General features: G+C 72.6%; 20 protein-coding genes. 8 read left to right on the forward strand and 12 right to left on the reverse strand.

From position 1 onward, the window contains the following. Positions 1-61: 61 nt before the first annotated feature. Both CLT68_RS12515 and CLT68_RS12520 read left to right on the forward strand, forming a co-directional pair. The gene (locus tag CLT68_RS12515; protein ID WP_099851019.1) at positions 62-811 is read left to right on the forward strand and encodes a Clp protease N-terminal domain-containing protein; all 750 of its coding nucleotides are present in this window, start codon (positions 62-64) and stop codon (positions 809-811) included. 400 nt (positions 812-1,211) lie between these two features. After that, a complete protein-coding gene (locus tag CLT68_RS12520) occupies positions 1,212-1,673 on the forward strand; it encodes a hypothetical protein (protein WP_099851020.1) in 462 nt (153 codons plus the stop codon). Positions 1,674-1,683: 10 nt separating this feature from the next. On the opposite strand, the gene CLT68_RS12525 is transcribed toward CLT68_RS12520, so the two are convergent. After that, complete coding sequence (locus CLT68_RS12525; protein WP_099851022.1) at positions 1,684-2,202, reverse strand: hypothetical protein; 519 nt, start codon at positions 2,200-2,202, stop codon at positions 1,684-1,686. Between the two features lie 133 nt (positions 2,203-2,335). Continuing rightward, positions 2,336-2,530, reverse strand: a complete 195-nt coding sequence (locus CLT68_RS12530) for a DNA repair protein (RefSeq protein ID WP_099851024.1) — start codon at positions 2,528-2,530, stop codon at positions 2,336-2,338. Between the two features lie 171 nt (positions 2,531-2,701). Between CLT68_RS12530 and CLT68_RS12535 the strand changes: the two genes are divergently transcribed. After that, positions 2,702-3,364, forward strand: coding sequence for a GNAT family N-acetyltransferase (locus CLT68_RS12535; protein WP_099857085.1), 663 nt, complete (start codon positions 2,702-2,704; stop codon positions 3,362-3,364). A gap of 220 nt (positions 3,365-3,584) precedes the next feature. Here CLT68_RS12535 and CLT68_RS12540 read toward each other — a convergent pair whose 3' ends face one another. The 4 genes from CLT68_RS12540 to CLT68_RS12555 form a co-directional block, all read right to left on the reverse strand. Next, entirely contained in the window at positions 3,585-4,283 is a 699-nt protein-coding gene (locus CLT68_RS12540) for a TetR family transcriptional regulator (protein ID WP_099857089.1), read from the reverse strand. Beyond that, a complete protein-coding gene (locus tag CLT68_RS12545) occupies positions 4,246-4,740 on the reverse strand; it encodes a DCC1-like thiol-disulfide oxidoreductase family protein (RefSeq protein ID WP_199177038.1) in 495 nt (164 codons plus the stop codon). The genes CLT68_RS12540 and CLT68_RS12545 overlap by 38 nt, the downstream gene beginning before the upstream one ends. Beyond that, positions 4,737-5,306 (reverse strand): hypothetical protein, encoded by a 570-nt coding sequence (locus tag CLT68_RS12550; protein WP_327649289.1) that lies wholly within the window; start codon positions 5,304-5,306, stop codon positions 4,737-4,739. Before CLT68_RS12550 ends, CLT68_RS12545 begins: the two co-directional genes overlap by 4 nt. Positions 5,307-5,440: 134 nt before the next feature. Then, positions 5,441-6,895, reverse strand: a complete 1,455-nt coding sequence (locus CLT68_RS12555; RefSeq protein WP_099851026.1) for a glycoside hydrolase family 3 N-terminal domain-containing protein — start codon at positions 6,893-6,895, stop codon at positions 5,441-5,443. Between the two features lie 169 nt (positions 6,896-7,064). On the opposite strand from CLT68_RS12555, the gene CLT68_RS12560 reads away from it, so the two are divergent. Continuing rightward, positions 7,065-8,240, forward strand: a complete 1,176-nt coding sequence (locus CLT68_RS12560; RefSeq protein WP_088946501.1) for an ROK family transcriptional regulator — start codon at positions 7,065-7,067, stop codon at positions 8,238-8,240. A gap of 122 nt (positions 8,241-8,362) precedes the next feature. Here CLT68_RS12560 and CLT68_RS12565 read toward each other — a convergent pair whose 3' ends face one another. Both CLT68_RS12565 and CLT68_RS12570 read right to left on the reverse strand, forming a co-directional pair. Then, positions 8,363-9,376: an ABC transporter permease subunit gene (locus tag CLT68_RS12565; RefSeq protein WP_088946502.1), complete on the reverse strand. Its 1,014-nt coding sequence runs from the start codon at positions 9,374-9,376 to the stop codon at positions 8,363-8,365. Beyond that, positions 9,373-10,374 carry an ATP-binding cassette domain-containing protein gene (locus CLT68_RS12570; protein ID WP_099851028.1) on the reverse strand — a complete coding sequence of 334 codons (1,002 nt, stop codon included), beginning with the start codon at positions 10,372-10,374 and terminating at the stop codon, positions 9,373-9,375. Before CLT68_RS12570 ends, CLT68_RS12565 begins: the two co-directional genes overlap by 4 nt. Before the next feature lie 116 nt (positions 10,375-10,490). Here CLT68_RS12570 and CLT68_RS12575 point away from each other — a divergent pair, with 116 nt between their 5' ends. Then, a complete protein-coding gene (locus CLT68_RS12575) occupies positions 10,491-11,342 on the forward strand; it encodes an ABC transporter ATP-binding protein (protein WP_099851030.1) in 852 nt (283 codons plus the stop codon). Positions 11,343-11,366: 24 nt separating this feature from the next. Continuing rightward, positions 11,367-12,263, forward strand: a complete 897-nt coding sequence (locus tag CLT68_RS12580; protein WP_088946505.1) for a ribokinase — start codon at positions 11,367-11,369, stop codon at positions 12,261-12,263. Positions 12,264-12,273: 10 nt separating this feature from the next. Here CLT68_RS12580 and ftrA read toward each other — a convergent pair whose 3' ends face one another. Continuing rightward, positions 12,274-13,299: a transcriptional regulator FtrA gene (gene ftrA / locus CLT68_RS12585; protein ID WP_099857093.1), complete on the reverse strand. Its 1,026-nt coding sequence runs from the start codon at positions 13,297-13,299 to the stop codon at positions 12,274-12,276. Between the two features lie 76 nt (positions 13,300-13,375). Here ftrA and CLT68_RS12590 point away from each other — a divergent pair, with 76 nt between their 5' ends. Further along, positions 13,376-13,834, forward strand: coding sequence for a rhodanese-like domain-containing protein (locus CLT68_RS12590; RefSeq protein WP_099851032.1), 459 nt, complete (start codon positions 13,376-13,378; stop codon positions 13,832-13,834). A 25-nt stretch (positions 13,835-13,859) separates the two neighbouring features. Here the strand turns inward: CLT68_RS12590 and CLT68_RS12595 are convergent, their stop codons facing one another. Then, positions 13,860-14,588 carry a hypothetical protein gene (locus CLT68_RS12595; protein WP_088946507.1) on the reverse strand — a complete coding sequence of 243 codons (729 nt, stop codon included), beginning with the start codon at positions 14,586-14,588 and terminating at the stop codon, positions 13,860-13,862. Positions 14,589-14,678: 90 nt separating this feature from the next. Between CLT68_RS12595 and CLT68_RS12600 the strand changes: the two genes are divergently transcribed. After that, on the forward strand, positions 14,679-16,280 hold the full coding sequence (locus CLT68_RS12600) for an alpha/beta fold hydrolase (RefSeq protein ID WP_099851034.1): 1,602 nt from the start codon (positions 14,679-14,681) through the stop codon (positions 16,278-16,280). 32 nt (positions 16,281-16,312) lie between these two features. Here the strand turns inward: CLT68_RS12600 and CLT68_RS12605 are convergent, their stop codons facing one another. Together CLT68_RS12605 and CLT68_RS12610 are read right to left on the reverse strand one after the other, a co-directional pair. Beyond that, positions 16,313-16,681, reverse strand: a complete 369-nt coding sequence (locus tag CLT68_RS12605; protein WP_099851035.1) for a hypothetical protein — start codon at positions 16,679-16,681, stop codon at positions 16,313-16,315. Next, entirely contained in the window at positions 16,681-17,160 is a 480-nt protein-coding gene (locus CLT68_RS12610; protein ID WP_099851037.1) for a DUF6232 family protein, read from the reverse strand. Before CLT68_RS12610 ends, CLT68_RS12605 begins: the two co-directional genes overlap by 1 nt. Positions 17,161-17,361 lie beyond the last annotated feature (201 nt).

The following is a 17,361-nucleotide window of genomic DNA, read 5'->3' on the forward strand; positions in this document are numbered from 1 at the left end:
GCAGGAACGAGATCGTCAACCCAGGGTTGACGATGACGCTACGTCAACCTATGGTTGACGCATGACGGAACCTACCCAGATGAGCAGTCGGGTCAAGCTCGACGACCTGATCCAGGCGATCAAGACGGCACACACCGACGCCCTCGACCAGCTCACCGACGCGGTCATCGCCGCCGACCACCTCGGTGAGATCGCCGACCACCTGATCGGTCACTTCGTCGACCAGGCTCGGCGCTCGGGCGCCTCCTGGACCGACATCGGCCGCAGCATGGGAGTCAGCAAGCAGGCCGCCCAGAAGCGCTTCGTGTCGAAGGCGACCGACGGGCCGCCGCTCGACCCGAACGACGGCTTCGGCCGGTTCACCCCCCGGGCCCGCAACGTGGTGATTGCCTCGCAGGAGGAGGCCCGGGCCAGCGGAAACGCCGAGATCGGGCCCGAGCACCTGGTGCTGGGTCTGCTGGCGGAGCCGGATGGGCTGGCAGCCAGGGTGATGGCCGGTCGGGGCGCGACCCCCGAGGCGGTGCGGGAGACCGTCGGCGCGGCCCTGCCGCCGCGGGTCGACCAGGTCCCGGACCTTATCCCGTACGACGCGCGCGGCAAGAAGGCGTTGGAGCTGACCTTCCGGGAGGCGCTGCGCCTCGGGCACAACTACATCGGCACCGAGCACATCCTGCTCGCCCTGCTGGAGCAGGAGGACGGCACCGGTGTGCTCACCAACCTCGGCCTGACGAAGCCGTCGGTCGAGGCCGACCTCGCGACCGCCCTGGCCGCGGTGGTCAAGGCCACCTCCACGGGCGGCGACGCCCAGTAACGGCACCAGGACCACCATTCCGCGCCGTCCCGCGAGTGTGAATGTCCTCGCTGGGGCGGCGCGGCGTTTCCCTCGCCTCAGGCGGCGTATGACGTAGTGCCGGCGTGGGATCGCTTGCCGACGGCGGGATCCGGGTTGTAAGTCCGGAAGGTTGTATATGCCGTCACGGTCCGCGCGTCGAGCGGCCCTCACCTAGCCTCGGGTGGCCATGCGCACATCAACGTATCGGCATTCGTGAACGGGTGGCCGAATTGAGAAATTCCTCAGTCAGTTTGTGCGGCGTGCTGTGGCGGCTGCCGTCGTGCTGACCGTGGCGGGCCGAATGTTCGCCGCGCCAGCGCATGCCGACCCACCGACTCCGGCTGGGCGAGAACTGCTGACCAGAGCAAGGGTCCGGGCGGTGGGCGTCCTGGTGACGCTCGCCGCCCTGGCGGGGCTGACCGCCTGCTCCCCGGCAGGCAAGCCGCTGACTGCGCTACGAGTCGTCAACGGGCAGCCGGTTCTGGTGGTGGCGGAGTGTGCCGTCTTCACGGCGACCAGGATCGCCGTCTTCACCGGAGAGCCCGCGCCGCCCGCGAAATGGGCAATCGAACGTGCAGGCACCGAGCAGCTTGCGGCGGTGACCCTGTTGCAGCCACCGCCAGGCTGGAATGTGGCCGAGCAGTCACTCGCCGCGTTCGAGCTCGACATCGAGTATGCGGTCACCGCCTACGGCGATCAGAACAAAGCCGAGTCCATTAATTTCACCCTGACACAGGTGAGCGAGCTGCGGCCGGACCAGGTTCTGGTCAGCGATGGCGGCACGAAGCGGAAGGCGGTCACCGAGACCGCCTTCCGTGATCGGGCGAAGAAGGCCTGCTGAAGCCGTTGGGTCAGGAGACGTCGGGGAAGCCGTAGCGCAGGGCGTGCTCCGGGTCGGCAGGGTCGATCTGGCGCACGCCCGCGTCGGCGAGGCGCTTGTTGACCTCGTCGAGCTGCTCGCGTACGAGTCGGGCCTCCTCCTCGGTGACCCGTCCCCGGTGCGGTTTGCCGGCGTGCTCCAGCGTGCCGTAGTCGATCTTCTCGGCGCTCTTGCGGGCCTTGGGCGGGCGGACCCGCTCGGCGGTCTTCAACAGCTGCGCCATCGGCACGTCGGTGGCCATCGCGTCGAACTCGCTGGCAGTCAACACCACCCGGCGGGGCTCGCCACCGCCGTGCCGGTCATGGATCTCCACCACCGCCACGTCCAGGGCGGCGTCGTCGAGGTTCTCCACCTCGGTCGGGGTGGCGTCCAACTGCACGGGCCCGGCGACCAGGTCCGGGTGCTCCAGCACGACGACGCGGACCACCTCGTCGTCCTGCTGTAGAACCGTGCCGCTGAAGTCGGAGACGTGGATCGTCTTCTTGCCCATGCGCGGAGCTTCTCCTGTCGTTGGCCGGATGGCGGACCACAAGAAATTACCCGACAGGTGTGCGAAAGCCCTCGCTGGACCTCCCCGGTGTGTCGCCGTCCGGTTGAACTCGTCAGCTGCCCTTCGACCGGTGTCAGTGGGTGTTCAGGCGGTGCCTGCCGGAGCTGCCGACGGACAGCTTGTTCAGCCTGGACCAGGAGAGGGTGCCGCGGCCGACCGCCCGGGGGTTCCGGTAGCGCGGCTGGGGCGGGACGCCGCCAACGCTCTCCGCTGCCTGCCAGAGTCGCTCGGGGTCCTGCTGGTAGTGGTCGTTCGGCTGAATCGGCATGCGCCTACCGTCCCAAATAAAGGTGTCCAGGTATGGAAATACATATGACGGTCGATAGGTGAGGTTGGTTACCCGGCGTTCGTCCGGCTCCGGCCCTGACGGTTCGTCCGCCCGGCCCGGCCGCCCGGCGTACGGTGATCCACGACGGCCGGGGTGACGGGGGAGGTCTGCATGCTCGACCGGCGGCTCCAGCTGCACCTGGCCACCTGGCTCGGCCAGTGGCCGGCCGGGCCGGGGCTGCACGTGGTCGCCTCGCATCGGCGGGCCAGGCCGGCCTGGGACGGCCGACTGCGCCCCGCGCTCGCCGTGGACACCGGGCGGAGCGCAGTGCTCTCCGTGGCACCGGATCGGGTGGCGGCGATCCGCTCGCTGGTCCGGCGTACACCGGATCGGCTGCTCGCCGCGCTGCCGGAGGCCGTCGGGCTGCCCGACTGGTGCGTGCACGACGGCCCCTTCCGGTGGAGCGTGGCCCCCGCGCCGCTTCCCGACGTGGGGGAGTGGACCGAGCCGACGGCTCCCGGGTTGCCGCCCTGGCTGCGGCTCTTCGACCGGCAGGTGCTGGTGGTCCGTGACCCGGACGGCAGCTACCTGGCCGGTGCCGGGATCAAACGGCATGACGCGTACGGGCACGAGTTGGCCATCGGCACCGCGCCTGCTGCCCGGGGTCGCGGCCTCGCCCGCCGACTCGTGGCGCAGGCGGCGCGGCGGGTCCTCGACGAGGGGGCGGTGCCGACGTACCTGCACGAGCGGGACAATCAGGCCTCCGCCCGGGTCGCTGACGCGGCCGGTTTCCCGGACCGGGGCTGGCGCGCGTACGGGGTCTATCCGCGCTGAGCTCACAACGGGCGCGGACCGTGGACCCCGGGCCGGATCCACGGTCCGCAACCTCCCCCCAGGCCCCGGTTCCGGGTGTGCCGGTCGTGCTCTGCACGGGCCGGGACATGCCGATCACGCTACGTATCGATCAGGCGCTCGGCAAGGGGCGAGCTGTCGGTTCGGAGTGTCGAAAAGCGGACTTGACCTGCTTCTTCGCGGTCGAGCGGTGCCGGCCGGCTCAGTGACGGAGCGTGCGAATCAGCTCGAGCACCTGTCGGGTAACCGGCCGCAGGACCCGGAGCCGGGACAGCGCCACGAGCCGGTCGACCAGTGGTACGGCTCCGTCGATCAGCTGGCGGGTCTTGGTCTGGCCCGGCGATCGGTCGTGCACCCAGTAGAGGATCACGCCCATGTACGCGAGCCAGAGCAGCTCGGGCAGCTGTGGGCGCAGCTCGGCGTCGACCTTGGCCGTCGAGCCCGTCAACACCTCGCCGAAGAGGTCGATGGCCGCCTCTCGGGGGCCGGAGGACTCCGCCGAGAAGGGGCTCAACGGGGAGGTGGGCTCCGCCGCCGTCTTGAAGAAGGTCGCCGCGAACTGGTGCGAGGGCGTCAACACGTCGATCCCCGCGTGCAGCACTCCGGCGAGCCGCGGACCGAACGCCTCCTCCCGGTCGAGCACGGGCTGCGCGGCGGCCCGGTGCTCGATCTGGGACTGGGCGTAGAACTCCTGGATCAGGTGGTCCTTGGAACCGAAGTAGTAGTAGGCGTTGCCGACCGCCACGCCGGCCTCCTGCGCGATCGCCCGCATGGTGGTCTGGGCGTAGCCGCGTTCGCGGAACAGCCGCATCGCGGTGTCCCGGATCAGCTGCCGGGTCTGCTCGCCTCGGGCGGTGGCAGGGTCACCCGCAGTGGTGGTCTGCGCAGGCTGCTCGGTCATCGGGGCCACCGTATCCCGCCGTTTCGTCGATCGGCTCGGCCGACGGGTCGCGGAGCCGTTCCCGGATCGCCGAGGCGGCGGCCACCGTCTGCCGGGCGAGGGGCAGCAGGGCCGGCCGGGCCAGCCGCTCGGCCATGGGCCGATGGTCGGCCAGTGCCCAGAGGCAGGCGAACCAGGCACCGTCGCCCGCGTACACCTCGCCGGTGTCGGCGATCACGGTGAGGTCGCGCAGCGTCGCGTCGTGGTCCAGGCCGGGGAAGCGCCGCCGGGCCTCGGCGGACCCGGCCGGCACGAACTCCAGGGGTACGAGTTGGGCGCGGGACGACAACCAGCGGCGGGCGGCCCGGCAGAGCGGGCAGGCCGCATCGAACAGGACGGTGAGCCCCCGCATCCCACCGCCGACGTGAGCGGTGGGGTCCGGGAACCGGCCGACGCCATCGGCCGGGGGCATGGTCATCGGGTCGGCGGGTTGCTCGTCGGTCCGGTGCCCGGCTGCGGTCCGGCCGGCCGCGGACCGGTTGGCTGGGGTCCTGCCGGGTACGCGCCGGTCGGGTGGGGTCCCGCCGGGTACGCGCCGACCAGCTGCGCCCCGGGTGGGGTGGGCGGCATGGGGAGTCGACCGATCGGGGCCAGCGGGGGGTGGGTGGCGAGCTGGCGGAGTCGGTTCCGGCGGTAGCGGCCGAGTGCGAAGACGTTGAAGAAGTGCAGCGCGCCGAGCACCAGCAGCACCAAGCCGATCTTGAGAGACAACTCCTCCATGGCCTGGCTGGTCGATTCCACCGGGTCGGGGTGCTTCATCGCCACCGTGACGTAGCCGAGGTTGAGCAGATAGAAGCCGACCACCAGGAGACTGTTGACCGCTCGGGCGAGACGTTCCTCGGCGAACACCTCCTCCAGGAAGACCTGCCCGTTGCGGGACAGTGCTCGAGCCACCCAGATGGTCAGGCCGACGCTGACCGCGAGGTAGATCACGTACATCCAGACCTTGATGTCCATGTGGACGCCCTTCTTGAACGTGTTCAACTACCAGCATCGTCAGCCTAGGGCGCATATTGAACATGTTCAAGAAGAGGCGACCAGTGACTGTGGACACCGAGGCGGACGCTGCGGCGCGCCGACCCGGCCGGGCCTGGAGCCCGGCCGGAAGACGCCGTGGCCTAGCCGGTCAGACCGAGCGCCTCGGCCGCCGCCCGACCGTTGGCGTGGCTCGCGCCGTACGTGGTGACGAACGCGCGTACGCCCTGCGGGCGCCACTGTGCCGGCCACCCCATCTCCACCACGGTCACCGGATGCTGGGCGGCCAGGCCGGCGATCAGCTCGGGACCGCCGGGCAGCCGGTGCAGGTGCCGCCCGACCAGCACGATTGGCCGGTCCCCGGCAAGCTCGCCCAGTCTCGACGGGTCGGTCTCGGTGGCGATCACCCGCAGTTCCTGCACCCCGCTCAGGTGTGGACCGAGACCCCACGGCACCCGACCCTCGGCGATCGTCGACTCGGTGTGCAGTTGCACCACCAGTGCTCGGTCCAGGCCGTTGAGCACGCCGTCCACCCGGACCGCGCGGCGTGCTGCCGCGTACCCCAGCTCGGTGTCGCTGGCGGCCGTCGACCCGACGGCGGCCCGGGTCCAGGCGGCGAGGTCGGCGGCCCGGCCGGCTGCCTCCTCGACCCGTGCGGTCGCCAACCGGCCGTCGGTGAGGGCGTCGACGATCTCGGCGGCGACCCGCTCGACGAGCTGGGCGTCGACCTTCGCGCCGATGCAGAGCAGGTCGGCGCCGGCGGCCAGGGCCCGGACCGCGGCCGGCCCGACGCCGCCGGCAGCCACCGCGGCGCCCTTCATCTCCAGGGCGTCGGTGATGACGGTGCCGGTGAAGCCGTACTCGGCGCGGAGCAGGTCGACCAGGACGGCCCGGCTGAAGGTGGCCGGGTCGGTGCCGGTCAGTGCGGGCACCCGGATGTGCGCGGTCATCACGGCGCGGGCCCCGGCGGCGACGACCGCCGCGAACGGCGGCAGGTCCCGCTGCCGCAGCAAGGCCATCGGGGCGTCCACGGTGGGCAGCTCGTGGTGGGAGTCGGTGACTGTGGCACCGTGCCCGGGGAAGTGCTTGGCGCAGGCGGCGACGCCGGCGGCCTGCAACCCGGTCACGGCGGCGGCCGAGTGGGCGGCCACCCGCACCGGGTCCGCCCCGAAGGACCGGGTGCCGATCACCGGGTTGTCGTCGGCGGTGTTGACGTCCACCGTCGGGGCGAGGTTGACAGTGATGCCGAGCGCGGCCAGCTCGGCGCCGATCGACTGGTAGACCCGTCGGGTGAGCGCCACGTCGCCGATCGCGCCGAGGGCGGCGTTGCCGGGGTACGGGCTGCCGGTGGCGTGTGCCAGCCGAGTCACGTCGCCGCCCTCCTCGTCGATGGCGATCAGCGCGTCCGGCCGGCCGGCGCGCAGCGCGGCGGTGCTCGCCGCCACCTGCGCGGGGTCGTGCACGTTGGTGCCGAACAGGGTGTGCCCGGCCAGCCCGTCGGCCAGCAGGTCGACCGCCCAGTCCGGCGGGACGGGCCCCGGATACGCGGCCAGCAGCGTGCCGAGCGCCAGCCGGCGCAGTCCTGGATCCAGCCCCACGTGATCTCCCCCTTCGATGCCCCGGCGGGTACGGAACGTCGTACCGGTGGGGGTGTTCGCCCTGCCGAGTCGGCCGAGCGCCCCACCTTCGGGTGGCCGTTACGCTACGGCTACCCGTTCGCAGGTCGGTTTACAGTTAGCAAAGTTTACTAAAACTAGAGGACGTGTCATGAGTGCGACCCGGCTACCCGGCACCCCCCGCCTGTTGCGGGCGCTCAACGACCGTGCCGCGCTGGAGCTGCTCCTCGAACGCGGTCCGCTGACCCGGGCCCGGCTCGGCGAGCTGACCGGGCTGTCGAAGGTCACCGCCTCCCAGCTGGTCGAGCGGCTGGAGGAACGCGGCCTCGTCGCCCGGGTCGGCGAGCAGGCCGGCGGGCGGGGGCCGAACGCCCAGCTCTACGCCGTCCGTCCGAGCAGCGCGCACGTGGTCGGCGTCGACGTCGGACCGGATCGGGTGGTTGCCGCCTGCGCCGACATCACCGGCGCGGTCATCGGGCGGGTGGAGCAGTCGACCAGGGACACCGACGACCCGGTGGGCGTCGTGCACAACGCCGTGGTGCAGGCCGCCAGCAGCGCCCAGGCGCAGCTGAGCAGCGTACGGCGGATCGTGCTCGGCACGCCGGGCCTGGTCGATCCCGGCACCGGCGACATCACCTTCGCCTTCAACCTGCCGCGCTGGCACAGCGGCCTGCTCGCCGCGCTGCGCGACGACCTGGACACTCCGGTGGTCTTCGAGAACGACGTCAACCTGGCCGCGGTGGCCGAGGCGCAGTCCGGCGCCGCGCAGGGGCTGGCGGATTTCGTGCTGGTCTGGGTGGGCGCCGGTGTCGGCCTGGCGATCATGCTGGGCGGCCGGCTGCACCACGGCAGCAGCGGTGCGGCCGGTGAGATCGGCTACCTGCCGGTGCCCGGCGCGCCCATTCCGCGCGACGTCTCCCGTCGGGCCAAGCCGGCCTTCCAGCAGTTGGTCGGCGCGGACTCGGTGCGCGCGGTGGCCCGTGAGCACGGGTACCCGGACGCCGACGCCGCCGAGGCGGTCCGCGCGGCCGTCGCGGCCGGCGCCGACGGCGGCCCGATGCTCGACGAGTTGGCCCGCCGGCTCGCGCTCGGTGTGGCCAGCACCTGCGTGGTGCTCGACCCGCCGCTGGTCGTCCTCGCCGGTGAGGTGGGTCAGGCCGGCGGCGCCGCGCTCGCCGACCGGGTGCAGCACGAGGTCGCGGCGATCACCCTGGTGCAACCTCGGGTGGTGCCGACCGGGCTGACCGAGGAGCCGATCCTGCGCGGCGCGCTGCGCACCGCGCTGGACGCCGTGCGCGACGAGGTGTTCGGCTCCACCGTCGGCTGAGCCCGCTGCGGCGGTCACGTGAAGAAATATTTCACCGCCGGTCGGCCTGCTGCAAGCCCTTGCCGTCGACGCCCTGGTTTTCACCGGGCCGCCCGTGCGTGGACGGGCGGCCCGCTGCAAACTCAGATCAGGTCGCGTCGGCGGAACACGGCGAACGCCGCCGCGGTCACTCCGCCGGTGATGGCGAGCAGCACCAACAGCGACGGCAACCAGGTCAGCGTGTAGAACCCCTCGCAGGTGCCAACGCTGTTGCCCGTGCAGATCCGTGGGTCGTAGAAACGCGCCTCGCCGTTCAGCCACGCGCCGATGTAGCTGGAGAGCATGAACAGGTCCGACTGCGGGGCGTCGATGATCTCCAGGACCAGCCGGGCGCCCAACTCCCAGACCACCACATACGCGGCGAGCGCGCCGAGAGCCGCCGAGGTGTGCCGACCCAGCGTGGCGATCGCGAAGCCCGCCGCGGTGGTCAGCAGCACCAGCACCAGACCACGTCCGTGCAGCGCACCGAGCTCGCGCCAGAACTCACCGCTCAACTGGCTGGGCAGCCCGGCGGTCTGCCCGATCACCCAGAACGTGGCGAGGTAGGCCACCGACGCCAACAGGGCCAGGACCAGCACCGTGCCGAGCAGGGTGCCCAACTTGGCCCCGAGCACCGTCAACCGGCGTGGTCGCCAGAGCAGCAGGTTCACCACACCGCCGGAGTTCAGGTCAGCACCGATGTAGGAGGCACCGACCAGGAACCCGAACAGCACCAGGAACGCGATGAGGAAGAAGACCAGCGGCCGCGCCTGCTGGGCGAAGCTGAACACCCCCGGCAGGAAGTCGGCGGCGATCGGCAGCCGGGACTGCCGGATCGGGTCGATCTCCGAGCAGTCGGCGGGGAGGTACAACCCGCTGTCCTCCGTCGGCAGCGAGCCGCCCTGGCGGGCCAGGCACTCCTGGTACGCGGTCTCCATGCTCTGCCGGGCCTCGGTGGCCTGCGCGCGCGCCGAGTTCAGCTCGCTCGCACTCGGCTTGTGGGAACCCGCAAGCGTGGTCGCCGCCGTCACCGCGAACGCAAACGCCAGCAGGACGACCATGAGTTGCACGAAGCGACGGGCGGCCAGTCGCTCCAATTCGGCACGAACCAGGTTCACGCGTCCACTCCCCGATCGAGATCGATCACCGCATCGCCCTGACCGGCGTACGGCAGCGCCGAGTCGTCGACCTGCCGGGGCACCGACGGGTGCGCACCCGTCAGCTCAAGGAAGACGCTCTCCAGATCAGGCCGCATCGGCGTCAGCTCGCCGACCCACAGCCCCTGCTCGCCGAGCACCCGGCTGATCACCGTCGGGTCGCTCGTCCCACTCACCACCAGTGCCTCACCGTCGACGACCGCCGTCAGCTCGGCCGCGTGCAGCAGCTCAGCGGCGCGCTCCGGGTCGGCCACCCGCACCAGGAACTCGTGCCGGTCGTAGCCCGCCAGCACCTCGTCCACCCGGCCGGTCGCCACCCGACGTCCCTGCGAAATGATCGTGACGTGGTCGCAGATCAGCTGGATCTCACCCAGGATGTGACTGGACACCAGCACTGTCACCCCGCTCGCCGCCAGCGACCGCATCAGGTCCCGCATCTCCCGGATGCCCGCCGGGTCCAACCCGTTCGCCGGCTCGTCCAGGATGAGCAACCGCGGGTCCTTCAGCAGCGCGGACGCCACCGCGAGACGCTGCTTCATGCCCAGCGAGTAGCCCTTCACCCGCTCGTCACCCCGATCGCGCAGGCCCACCAGCTCCAGCGCCTCGTCCACCCGCGAGACCGGTACGTCGCCGGCGCGGGCCAACAACCGCAGGGTGCGGTACCCGGTGAAGTTGCCGAAGAACTGCGGGCTCTCCACGATGGCACCCACCTGGCCCGCCACCCGGGGCAGCAGCTCCGGCGACGGCTCGCCCAGCACGCTCATCCGGCCGCTGTCGGCGCGTACCAGCCCGAGCAGGGCACGCAGAGTGGTGGTCTTGCCGGAGCCGTTGGGGCCGAGGAAGCCGTGAACCTGGCCCGCCTCCACCAGCAGGTCGAACCCGTCCACCGCCACCCGCCGGCCGTTGCGCATGCTGTGGAAGGTCTTGCGCAGACCCTCGATCTCGATGACCGCGCTCATCCGCGCGGCTCCGTACCTCGGGGCATGGACCGTCCTCCGGACTTGGTGATCAACGACACGGCGCTTCACCCTATTGCCGAGGCGCCGCCCATGGGGGGCGCCCCGACGCTGCGTGGTTGGATGGAGCGGTGACTGACCTGATCCCCGGCGCTGCCGGCGCCGCGCCTGCCGCCGCTCCTGTGGACCCGGATCTGGTGGTCAGCCTCGACGGCGTCGGTGTACGCCGCTCTGGCACCGCCCTCCTCCAGGACCTGACCTGGCGGGTCGAGCTGGACGAGCGTTGGGTCGTGCTCGGCTCCAACGGCGCCGGCAAGACCACACTGCTCAACCTCGCCGCCGGCCGGCTGCACCCCACCACCGGTGTGGCGCACGTGCTCGGCGAGCGAATCGGCCGCACCGACGTCAACGAGCTGCGCACCCGCATCGGCCTGACCACCGCCGCGCTGGCCGAGCGACTGCCCGCCGACGAGCAGGTCAGCGACGTGGTGGTGACCGCCGCCTGGTCGGTGGTCGGCCGCTGGCGCGAAAGCTACGAGCGCGGGGACGTGGCGCGGGCGCTGGCCCTGCTCAGCCAACTCGGCGTCGGTGGCCTCGCCGAACGCCGTTACGGCACCCTCTCCGAGGGTGAACGCAAGCGGGTGCAGATCGCCCGTGCCCTGATGCCCGACCCGGAGCTGCTGCTGCTCGACGAGCCGGCCGCCGGCCTCGACCTGGGTGGTCGGGAGGACCTGGTCGCCCGACTGGCCGAGCTGGCGTACGACCCGGACGCCCCGGCGATGGTGCTGGTCACCCACCACGTCGAGGAGATCCCGCCGGGGTTCACCCACGCGCTGCTGCTGCGCGAGGGTGGCGTGGTCGCCCAGGGCCTGCTCGCCGAGACGCTGACCGGCGACAACCTCTCCAAGACCTTCGGCCTGCCGCTGGTGGTCGAGCGCCGGGGCGACCGCTACACCGCCCGGGCCGCCTGAGCGTCGGCCAGGGCGGAGACGACAGTGCCGCAGACCCGGGTTGCCGTGGTGGGCAGCGCCAACATGGACCTGGTCGCGATGGCACCAGCGCTGCCGCGACCGGGCGAGACCATGCTCGGCACCGACTTCGTGATGGTGCCCGGCGGTAAGGGCGCCAACCAGGCCGTCGCCGCGGTCAGGGCCGGAGCGTCCTGCGCCTTCCTCGGCGCGATCGGCTCGGACGCCTTCGGTGTCACCCTCCGGGCCCGCATCACCGCCGCCGGGGTGGACACCAGCCAGCTGCGCGTGGTCTACGGCACCTCCGGGGTGGCGCTGGTCATGGTCAACGCGCAGGGGGAGAACGCCATCATGGTGACCCCCGGCGCCAACGACGCGCTGGTCGGCCTCACCGAGGAGGAGTTGGCCACGGTGAGCGCCGCGGACGTCCTGGTCGCCCAACTGGAGATCCCGGTGCAGACCGTGACGGCCGCGGCGGTGGCCGCCCGCGCCGCCGGCACCCGGGTCATCCTCAACGCCGCCCCGGCGCGGGACCTCCCACCCGAGCTGCTCGCATCGGTGGACCTGCTGGTCGTCAACGAGGGCGAGGCGCAGGCACTTGCCGGCCGAGGTCGGGAGGAGCCCCGGGCGCTGCTCGACCTGGCCCCCCGGGCCGTGCTCACTCTCGGCGGCGAGGGCGCCTGGTACGTCGACCGCGACGGCGCCGAGGTGCACGTGCCAGCGGTACGCGTCGACGTGGTCGACTCCACCGCCGCCGGTGACGCGTTCACCGCCGCGCTGGCCGTCGGCTGGGGCGAGGGACGTGACCTGGTCGACGCGGTGCGCTGGGCGTCGGCGGCCGGCGCTGCCTGCGTACGCAAGCTCGGTGCGTCGGTGGCGCTCCCGCAACGCGCCGAGATCGACGAGCTGTACGCGCCGGTCTGATCCACCCGCGTCACGCCGGCCGGCCCGCGCCCGTCCGGAAGGCCCTGCGGTACGCCGACGGCGAGGTCAGCATGAGCCGACCGAAGTGGTGCCGGTAGGTGACCGGAGTGTCGAAACCCACCGAGCGGGAGACCTGCTCGACCGGGGCGTCCGTCTCCTCCAGCAGGGTGAGGCTGGCGCGGACCCGCTGGTCGATCAGCCAGCGGATCGGGCTGGTCCCGGTGGCCCGGGCGAAGTGCCGCAGGTAGGTGCGGGGCGACATGTGCGCCTGCCCGGCCAGCTGCGCCACGCTCAGCGGCTCGGCGAGATGGGCGAGTGCCCAGTCGATGCTGCCGGCGATCCGGTCGTCGTCCGGGTCGGTGGGCACCGGCACCTCGACGAACTGGGCCTGCCCGCCGTCGCGGTGTGGCGGGATCACCAGCCGCCGGGCGACCGCGTTGGCGATCGCCGCGCCGTGGTCGCGCCGGACCACGTGGACGCAGAGGTCCAGCCCGGCGGCGCTGCCGGCGCTGGTGAGCAGGTCGCCGTCGTCGAGGTAGAGCACGTCCGGGTCCACCTCGATGAGTGGGTAGCGCCGCGCCAGCAGCTCGGCGTACTGCCAGTGGGTGGTGGCCCGCCGGCCGTCGAGCAGCCCGGCGCCGGCCAGCGCGAACGCGCCCGAGCAGATCGACATGATGCGCGCCCCGCGTCGGTGCGCCCGGCGCAGCGCGGTCACCAGCTCGGGTGACGGGTCACCGGTCACGTCCGGCACGCCGGGCACGATCACCGTCCGCGCCTCCGCCAGCTCGGCCAGGCCGTACGGGGTGTGCAAGCTCGCCCCGCCGACCACCGGCACCAGCCCCGGCCGCTCGGCGCAGACCACCAGGTCGTACCAGTCGACGTCGAACTCGGGTCGGGGCAGCCCGAACACCTCGGTGACGATGCCGGTCTCGAACACCGACATTCCCGGGTACGCGAGCACTGCCACGCGGTGCGCGGCTGCCGGCCGTCGGGGTGTCGGCAGCAGGCGCGGGCCGGTGGTCGTGGTGGGCCGCATCGGCATGGCGGGATGTTAGCGCAGGACGTCATCTCCGCCACTCGCCGCGGCCACGCGGACTGGCGAGGATCAGTGCATGACCTTCACCTTCGCCATTCCGCCGGCCGATCCGGCCCGCGCCGTCGCCCACTTCCGCGCCCGCCTCAGCGTCGAGACCGACGTCAGCGACGTGCACGCCGACCTGTCTGCGCGTACGCCAGCTCTGGTGGTCGTCGACTCCCGGGGCGTGGCCGCGTGGACGCAGGGGCACCTGCCAGGCGCGGTGCACCTGCCCACCGCCGAGATCGCGACCCGCGCGGCGGAGCTGATCCCGTCCGGCTCGGCGGTGGTCACCTACTGCTGGGGGCCGGGCTGCAACGGCGCGACCCGCGCGGCGCTGGAGTTCGCCCTGCTCGGCTACCCGGTCAAGGAGATGCTCGGCGGGTTCGAGTACTGGGTACGCGAGGGGCTGCCGGTGGTGACGGAGACCGGGTTGACCCGGCGCCCGGTCGACGACCTGACCGCGCCGACCGCGACGATCACCTGCGACTGCTGATCCCCGCACGCACGCGGGGGAGGGCTCAGCCGACGGGCTCGTCGGCGAGCTTCTCGCCGCGTCGGCGCAGCATGCCCAGCCCGGGGATGCCGGCCACGGCGAGCTTGAGGTCGCGGGTCACGTCGAGCAGGTCGTGCAGGTCGGGCCCGACCCGGTCCAGTGTGGCCAGGATCGGCAGGATGTCGGCCGTCAGGTGTTGCTTGAGTTTGGGCAGCTCGTCGATCAGGTGGATCGCCGCGCTGATCTCCTCGTGGCTCAGCTCCTCGACGAACCTCGCCGCCATCGGCGCGGCCCGGCGCAGCGCCGGCTCGTACGCCGCCAGCAGCTCGGCCGCCGTGGCGGCGGCCTCCGTCGCGGTGCCCACGGTGACGGCGGCCCGGCCGGCCACGCCCTCGGCCTTGGCGACCACCGTGGCGGCGGTCCGGGCGACGCGGTCGGCGTCGGCGACCACCACGGCGGCGGCAGTGGCCACCTCGGTGGCGGTGTCGATGGCGGTGGTCGCGGCGGCGCTGATGACGGCCACCTCACGGACCGCCTCCTCGGCGTCGGTGAGCACCTGATCGGTCCGGTCCAGGGTCGTCTCGATGCGGTCGACCACGCCGTTGATCCGGGCCAGCAGCGCCTCCACCCCGTCCAGCACCGCGAACGCGCGGGCGGGCACGGCGGCGAACGAGGCGGCCGAGCCGAGTGCCTGGTCGAGAGCGGATCGGGTCAGGCCGACCACGGCGGTCGGGGTGGGGAGGGGAATCGCCATGGGATCAAGTGTGCGTCGGCCGCACCACAACCGCCCGACGGCCTCGGTCGGCGGGCGCTCGGGAGGGGCGCGCGGCGGTAGGGTGCCGGCATGTCGGCACCCTCGCCGCACCGCCCACCCCGCACCCGCACCGCCGTCCTGTTCGCCGTGTTGGCGGCGGTCGCCGCCGGGCTGGGCACGCTGGTGCTGGTCCGGGCGGACGCCGGCCTCACGGCCCGGCAGGTCACCGTCGGCGGGGTGCCGATGACCGAGGTACGCGCCGGTCCGCCGACGCCCGGCGTCCGCCGACCCGGTGTGGTGATCGCGCACGGCTTCGCCGGCTCGGCCCAGCTGATGCGCCCGATCGCCGACACCGTCGCCCGGCGCGGAGCGGTCGCGCTGCTGTTCGACTTCGCCGGACACGGTGCCAACCCGGCTCGGCTGCCCGGCGCGGGCTCGAACACGTCCGCCGCCACGCTCGACGCAGACCTGGACGCCGCCGTCGGCTACCTACGTTCCCGGCCGGACGTCGACGCGGACGGAATCGTCCTGGTGGGGCACTCGATGGGCGCTGGCGCCGTCACCCGGTACGCCACCGGGCATCCGGAGATCGCCCGGACCGTGGCGATCTCGCTGCCCGAGGCGGGCGAGCTGCCCCCGGGCCGGCCGACGGAGTTGCTGCTGATCGTGGGAGGCGCGGAGTTTCCCGCCTTCCGCAGGGCGGCCGACGACGCTGCCCGACGTGGCGCGTCAACGGGCCGGCGGTCAGCGGTCGTGGTGCCCGGCGTGGAGCACATCTCCGTGTTGTTCGCCGCGCGTACCCACCGGGAGATCGCCGACTGGCTGCCCGGCGGTGAGGGCACCGCCCGGCCGCGGCCGATCGCCCGGCTCGCCGGGGCGGCGTTGCTGGTGTTCGCCTTCGGCATCGGCGTGGTCCCGCTGGCGGCCCTGCTCCTGCCGCGCAGGGCGACGGGCCGCCGACCGACCGACCCACCCTCCGGCCGGGAACCCGACGCCCCGGCGCAGACCGACAGTCCGGCGCTGTCGGGGGATCGGGTGCCGTTCGGTGGTTTGCTGCTGCTGTTCGGGTTGGCGGTGCTGACGGCCGTCGTCGGCGCGGCCGTCGCCGCGGTGCTGCCGACGGCCCGGCTACCGCTGGCGGTCGGCGGTCACGTCGCCGGCTTCCTGCTGGTCACCGGCGTTCTGCTGGTCGCGGGTCAGCGCTGGCTGCCGGGCTGGTTCGGCGTATTTCAACCACCGCCCGGCACGCCCGTGTCGGCGTCCCGACGGGCAACGGCACGGACCGCCGTCGCGACGCTGGCGTTGACCGGGTACGCCGTCCTCGCCGTCGCCCTGCCGATCCACCTGGGTCTGACCTCGGCGCTGCCGGTCGGCGCCCGCTGGTGGCTGCTCCCGCTGGTCGCGGGCGCCTGCCTGCTGTTCCTGCTGGGCGTCGAACTGGTCGCCGCCGGGCGGACGGGGCGACACCTGCTGGTCGTCGCAGTCACCGTGGTCGTGCTGACCGCATCGACGATGGTCGGTCTGGCACCCGGCTTCGTCGTGCTTGTGGTGCCGCTGTTCGCGCTGCTGCTCGGCTGGCAGGCAGCCTGGGCGACAGTGCTGCGCCGGTACGCCGGCCCGCGCTGGCTGCCGGCCGTGTTGGGCGCCGCCCTGGTGGGATGGCCGATCGCCACCACCCTGCCGCTGAGCTGACCGGCCTGCACGTGAGCTCACCGGCCCGGGGCCTACCGGCCGGCGCGGGCGACGCGCAGAGCCCACCAGATCAGCGGCGCCTGCATCGGCACCCGGCCGTACGCGATGGCCCGCTTCGTCGGGCGGCGGTGCCGCCAGTCCACCGCCATCTTCACGTTGGCGGGCAGCACCGCCACGAAGAGGGCGGCTGCGGCCCGACCGCCGGCCCGTCGGGTGGTCGGGTTGGCCACCGCCGCCGCCACCGCCAGCTCGGCGACCCCGCTGGCGTACGTCCAGAATCGGGCCGGGCCGGGCAGCGCGCCCGGCACGATCGGGTCGTAGAAACCGGGGCGCACCAGGTGGGTAACGCCGGCCACGGCGAGCAGCCCGGCCAGCGCGGCGGCCTCGCGGCGGTTGCTCATCAGTGGTCCCCCTGCTGTTCGACGGCGCGCTGCACGGCCCGGTAGATCTGCCCGAACCGTAGCGCGTCCGGTGTGCGCACCAGCAGATCCTCCCGACCGTGGTGCTGCACCCACAACTCGTGCACATGGCTGCCGCGCTCGTAGGAGCGGTCCAGCCAACCCAACGGGATTTCCAGGAACGGCAGCGACACCAGGGCCCCCACCGCGCAGGCCGCGAGGATGATCAGCGCCAGCTTCCAGTTGCCCCGGTCCTGTGCGGACCAGGCCAGTGACAGCACGCAGACCACGGCGATCAGCGGCGGCAGCGAGAGCAGCAGGACGAGGACACCGCGACCCAGCACCCGGCCGCGTACGGCGAGGGTCTTCTGCCCGCGCGCGTGCCACACGAACGTCACGTCGGACAGGGCGATCACGTGACCACCCGCCCGGATCGACTCGGAGGTCACCTGCACCGCGTCGTCCCGGTAATAGAGGGTCATCACTAAGCCTAACCACCGGCCGGCAACTTCGCCTCCCTCGGACCGCCCCGGCTCGACCTCGTCCCCGAGAGCTCGACGGGGGTCGAATCGAGGGGTCTGGAGTGATGCTTCGGTGTTCCTATGGACCTGAATCGTTTGGGACATCGCGCCTCGTCGCGCGCGCCGGATCTTCCGATCGCTGGATAGCCGCACTGCCGCTCC

The organism is Micromonospora sp. CNZ299, assembly GCF_002754415.1.

What these genes read in the sequence shown, in the direction of transcription:
- CLT68_RS12560 (WP_088946501.1), top strand. Translation starts at nt 7,065, where the DNA reads ATGAGTGCGACCCGGCTACCCGGCACCCCCCGCCTGTTGCGGGCGCTC.
- CLT68_RS12570 (WP_099851028.1), bottom strand. Translation starts at nt 10,374, where the DNA reads ATGAGCGCGGTCATCGAGATCGAGGGTCTGCGCAAGACCTTCCACAGC.
- CLT68_RS12540 (WP_099857089.1), bottom strand. Translation starts at nt 4,283, where the DNA reads ATGACCGAGCAGCCTGCGCAGACCACCACTGCGGGTGACCCTGCCACC.
- CLT68_RS12595 (WP_088946507.1), bottom strand. Translation starts at nt 14,588, where the DNA reads ATGGCGATTCCCCTCCCCACCCCGACCGCCGTGGTCGGCCTGACCCGA.
- CLT68_RS12535 (WP_099857085.1), top strand. Translation starts at nt 2,702, where the DNA reads ATGCTCGACCGGCGGCTCCAGCTGCACCTGGCCACCTGGCTCGGCCAG.
- CLT68_RS12530 (WP_099851024.1), bottom strand. Translation starts at nt 2,530, where the DNA reads ATGCCGATTCAGCCGAACGACCACTACCAGCAGGACCCCGAGCGACTC.
- ftrA (WP_099857093.1), bottom strand. Translation starts at nt 13,299, where the DNA reads ATGCGGCCCACCACGACCACCGGCCCGCGCCTGCTGCCGACACCCCGA.
- CLT68_RS12515 (WP_099851019.1), top strand. Translation starts at nt 62, where the DNA reads ATGACGGAACCTACCCAGATGAGCAGTCGGGTCAAGCTCGACGACCTG.
- CLT68_RS12525 (WP_099851022.1), bottom strand. Translation starts at nt 2,202, where the DNA reads ATGGGCAAGAAGACGATCCACGTCTCCGACTTCAGCGGCACGGTTCTA.
- CLT68_RS12545 (WP_199177038.1), bottom strand. Translation starts at nt 4,740, where the DNA reads ATGACCATGCCCCCGGCCGATGGCGTCGGCCGGTTCCCGGACCCCACC.
- CLT68_RS12590 (WP_099851032.1), top strand. Translation starts at nt 13,376, where the DNA reads ATGACCTTCACCTTCGCCATTCCGCCGGCCGATCCGGCCCGCGCCGTC.
- CLT68_RS12600 (WP_099851034.1), top strand. Translation starts at nt 14,679, where the DNA reads ATGTCGGCACCCTCGCCGCACCGCCCACCCCGCACCCGCACCGCCGTC.
- CLT68_RS12605 (WP_099851035.1), bottom strand. Translation starts at nt 16,681, where the DNA reads ATGAGCAACCGCCGCGAGGCCGCCGCGCTGGCCGGGCTGCTCGCCGTG.
- CLT68_RS12610 (WP_099851037.1), bottom strand. Translation starts at nt 17,160, where the DNA reads ATGACCCTCTATTACCGGGACGACGCGGTGCAGGTGACCTCCGAGTCG.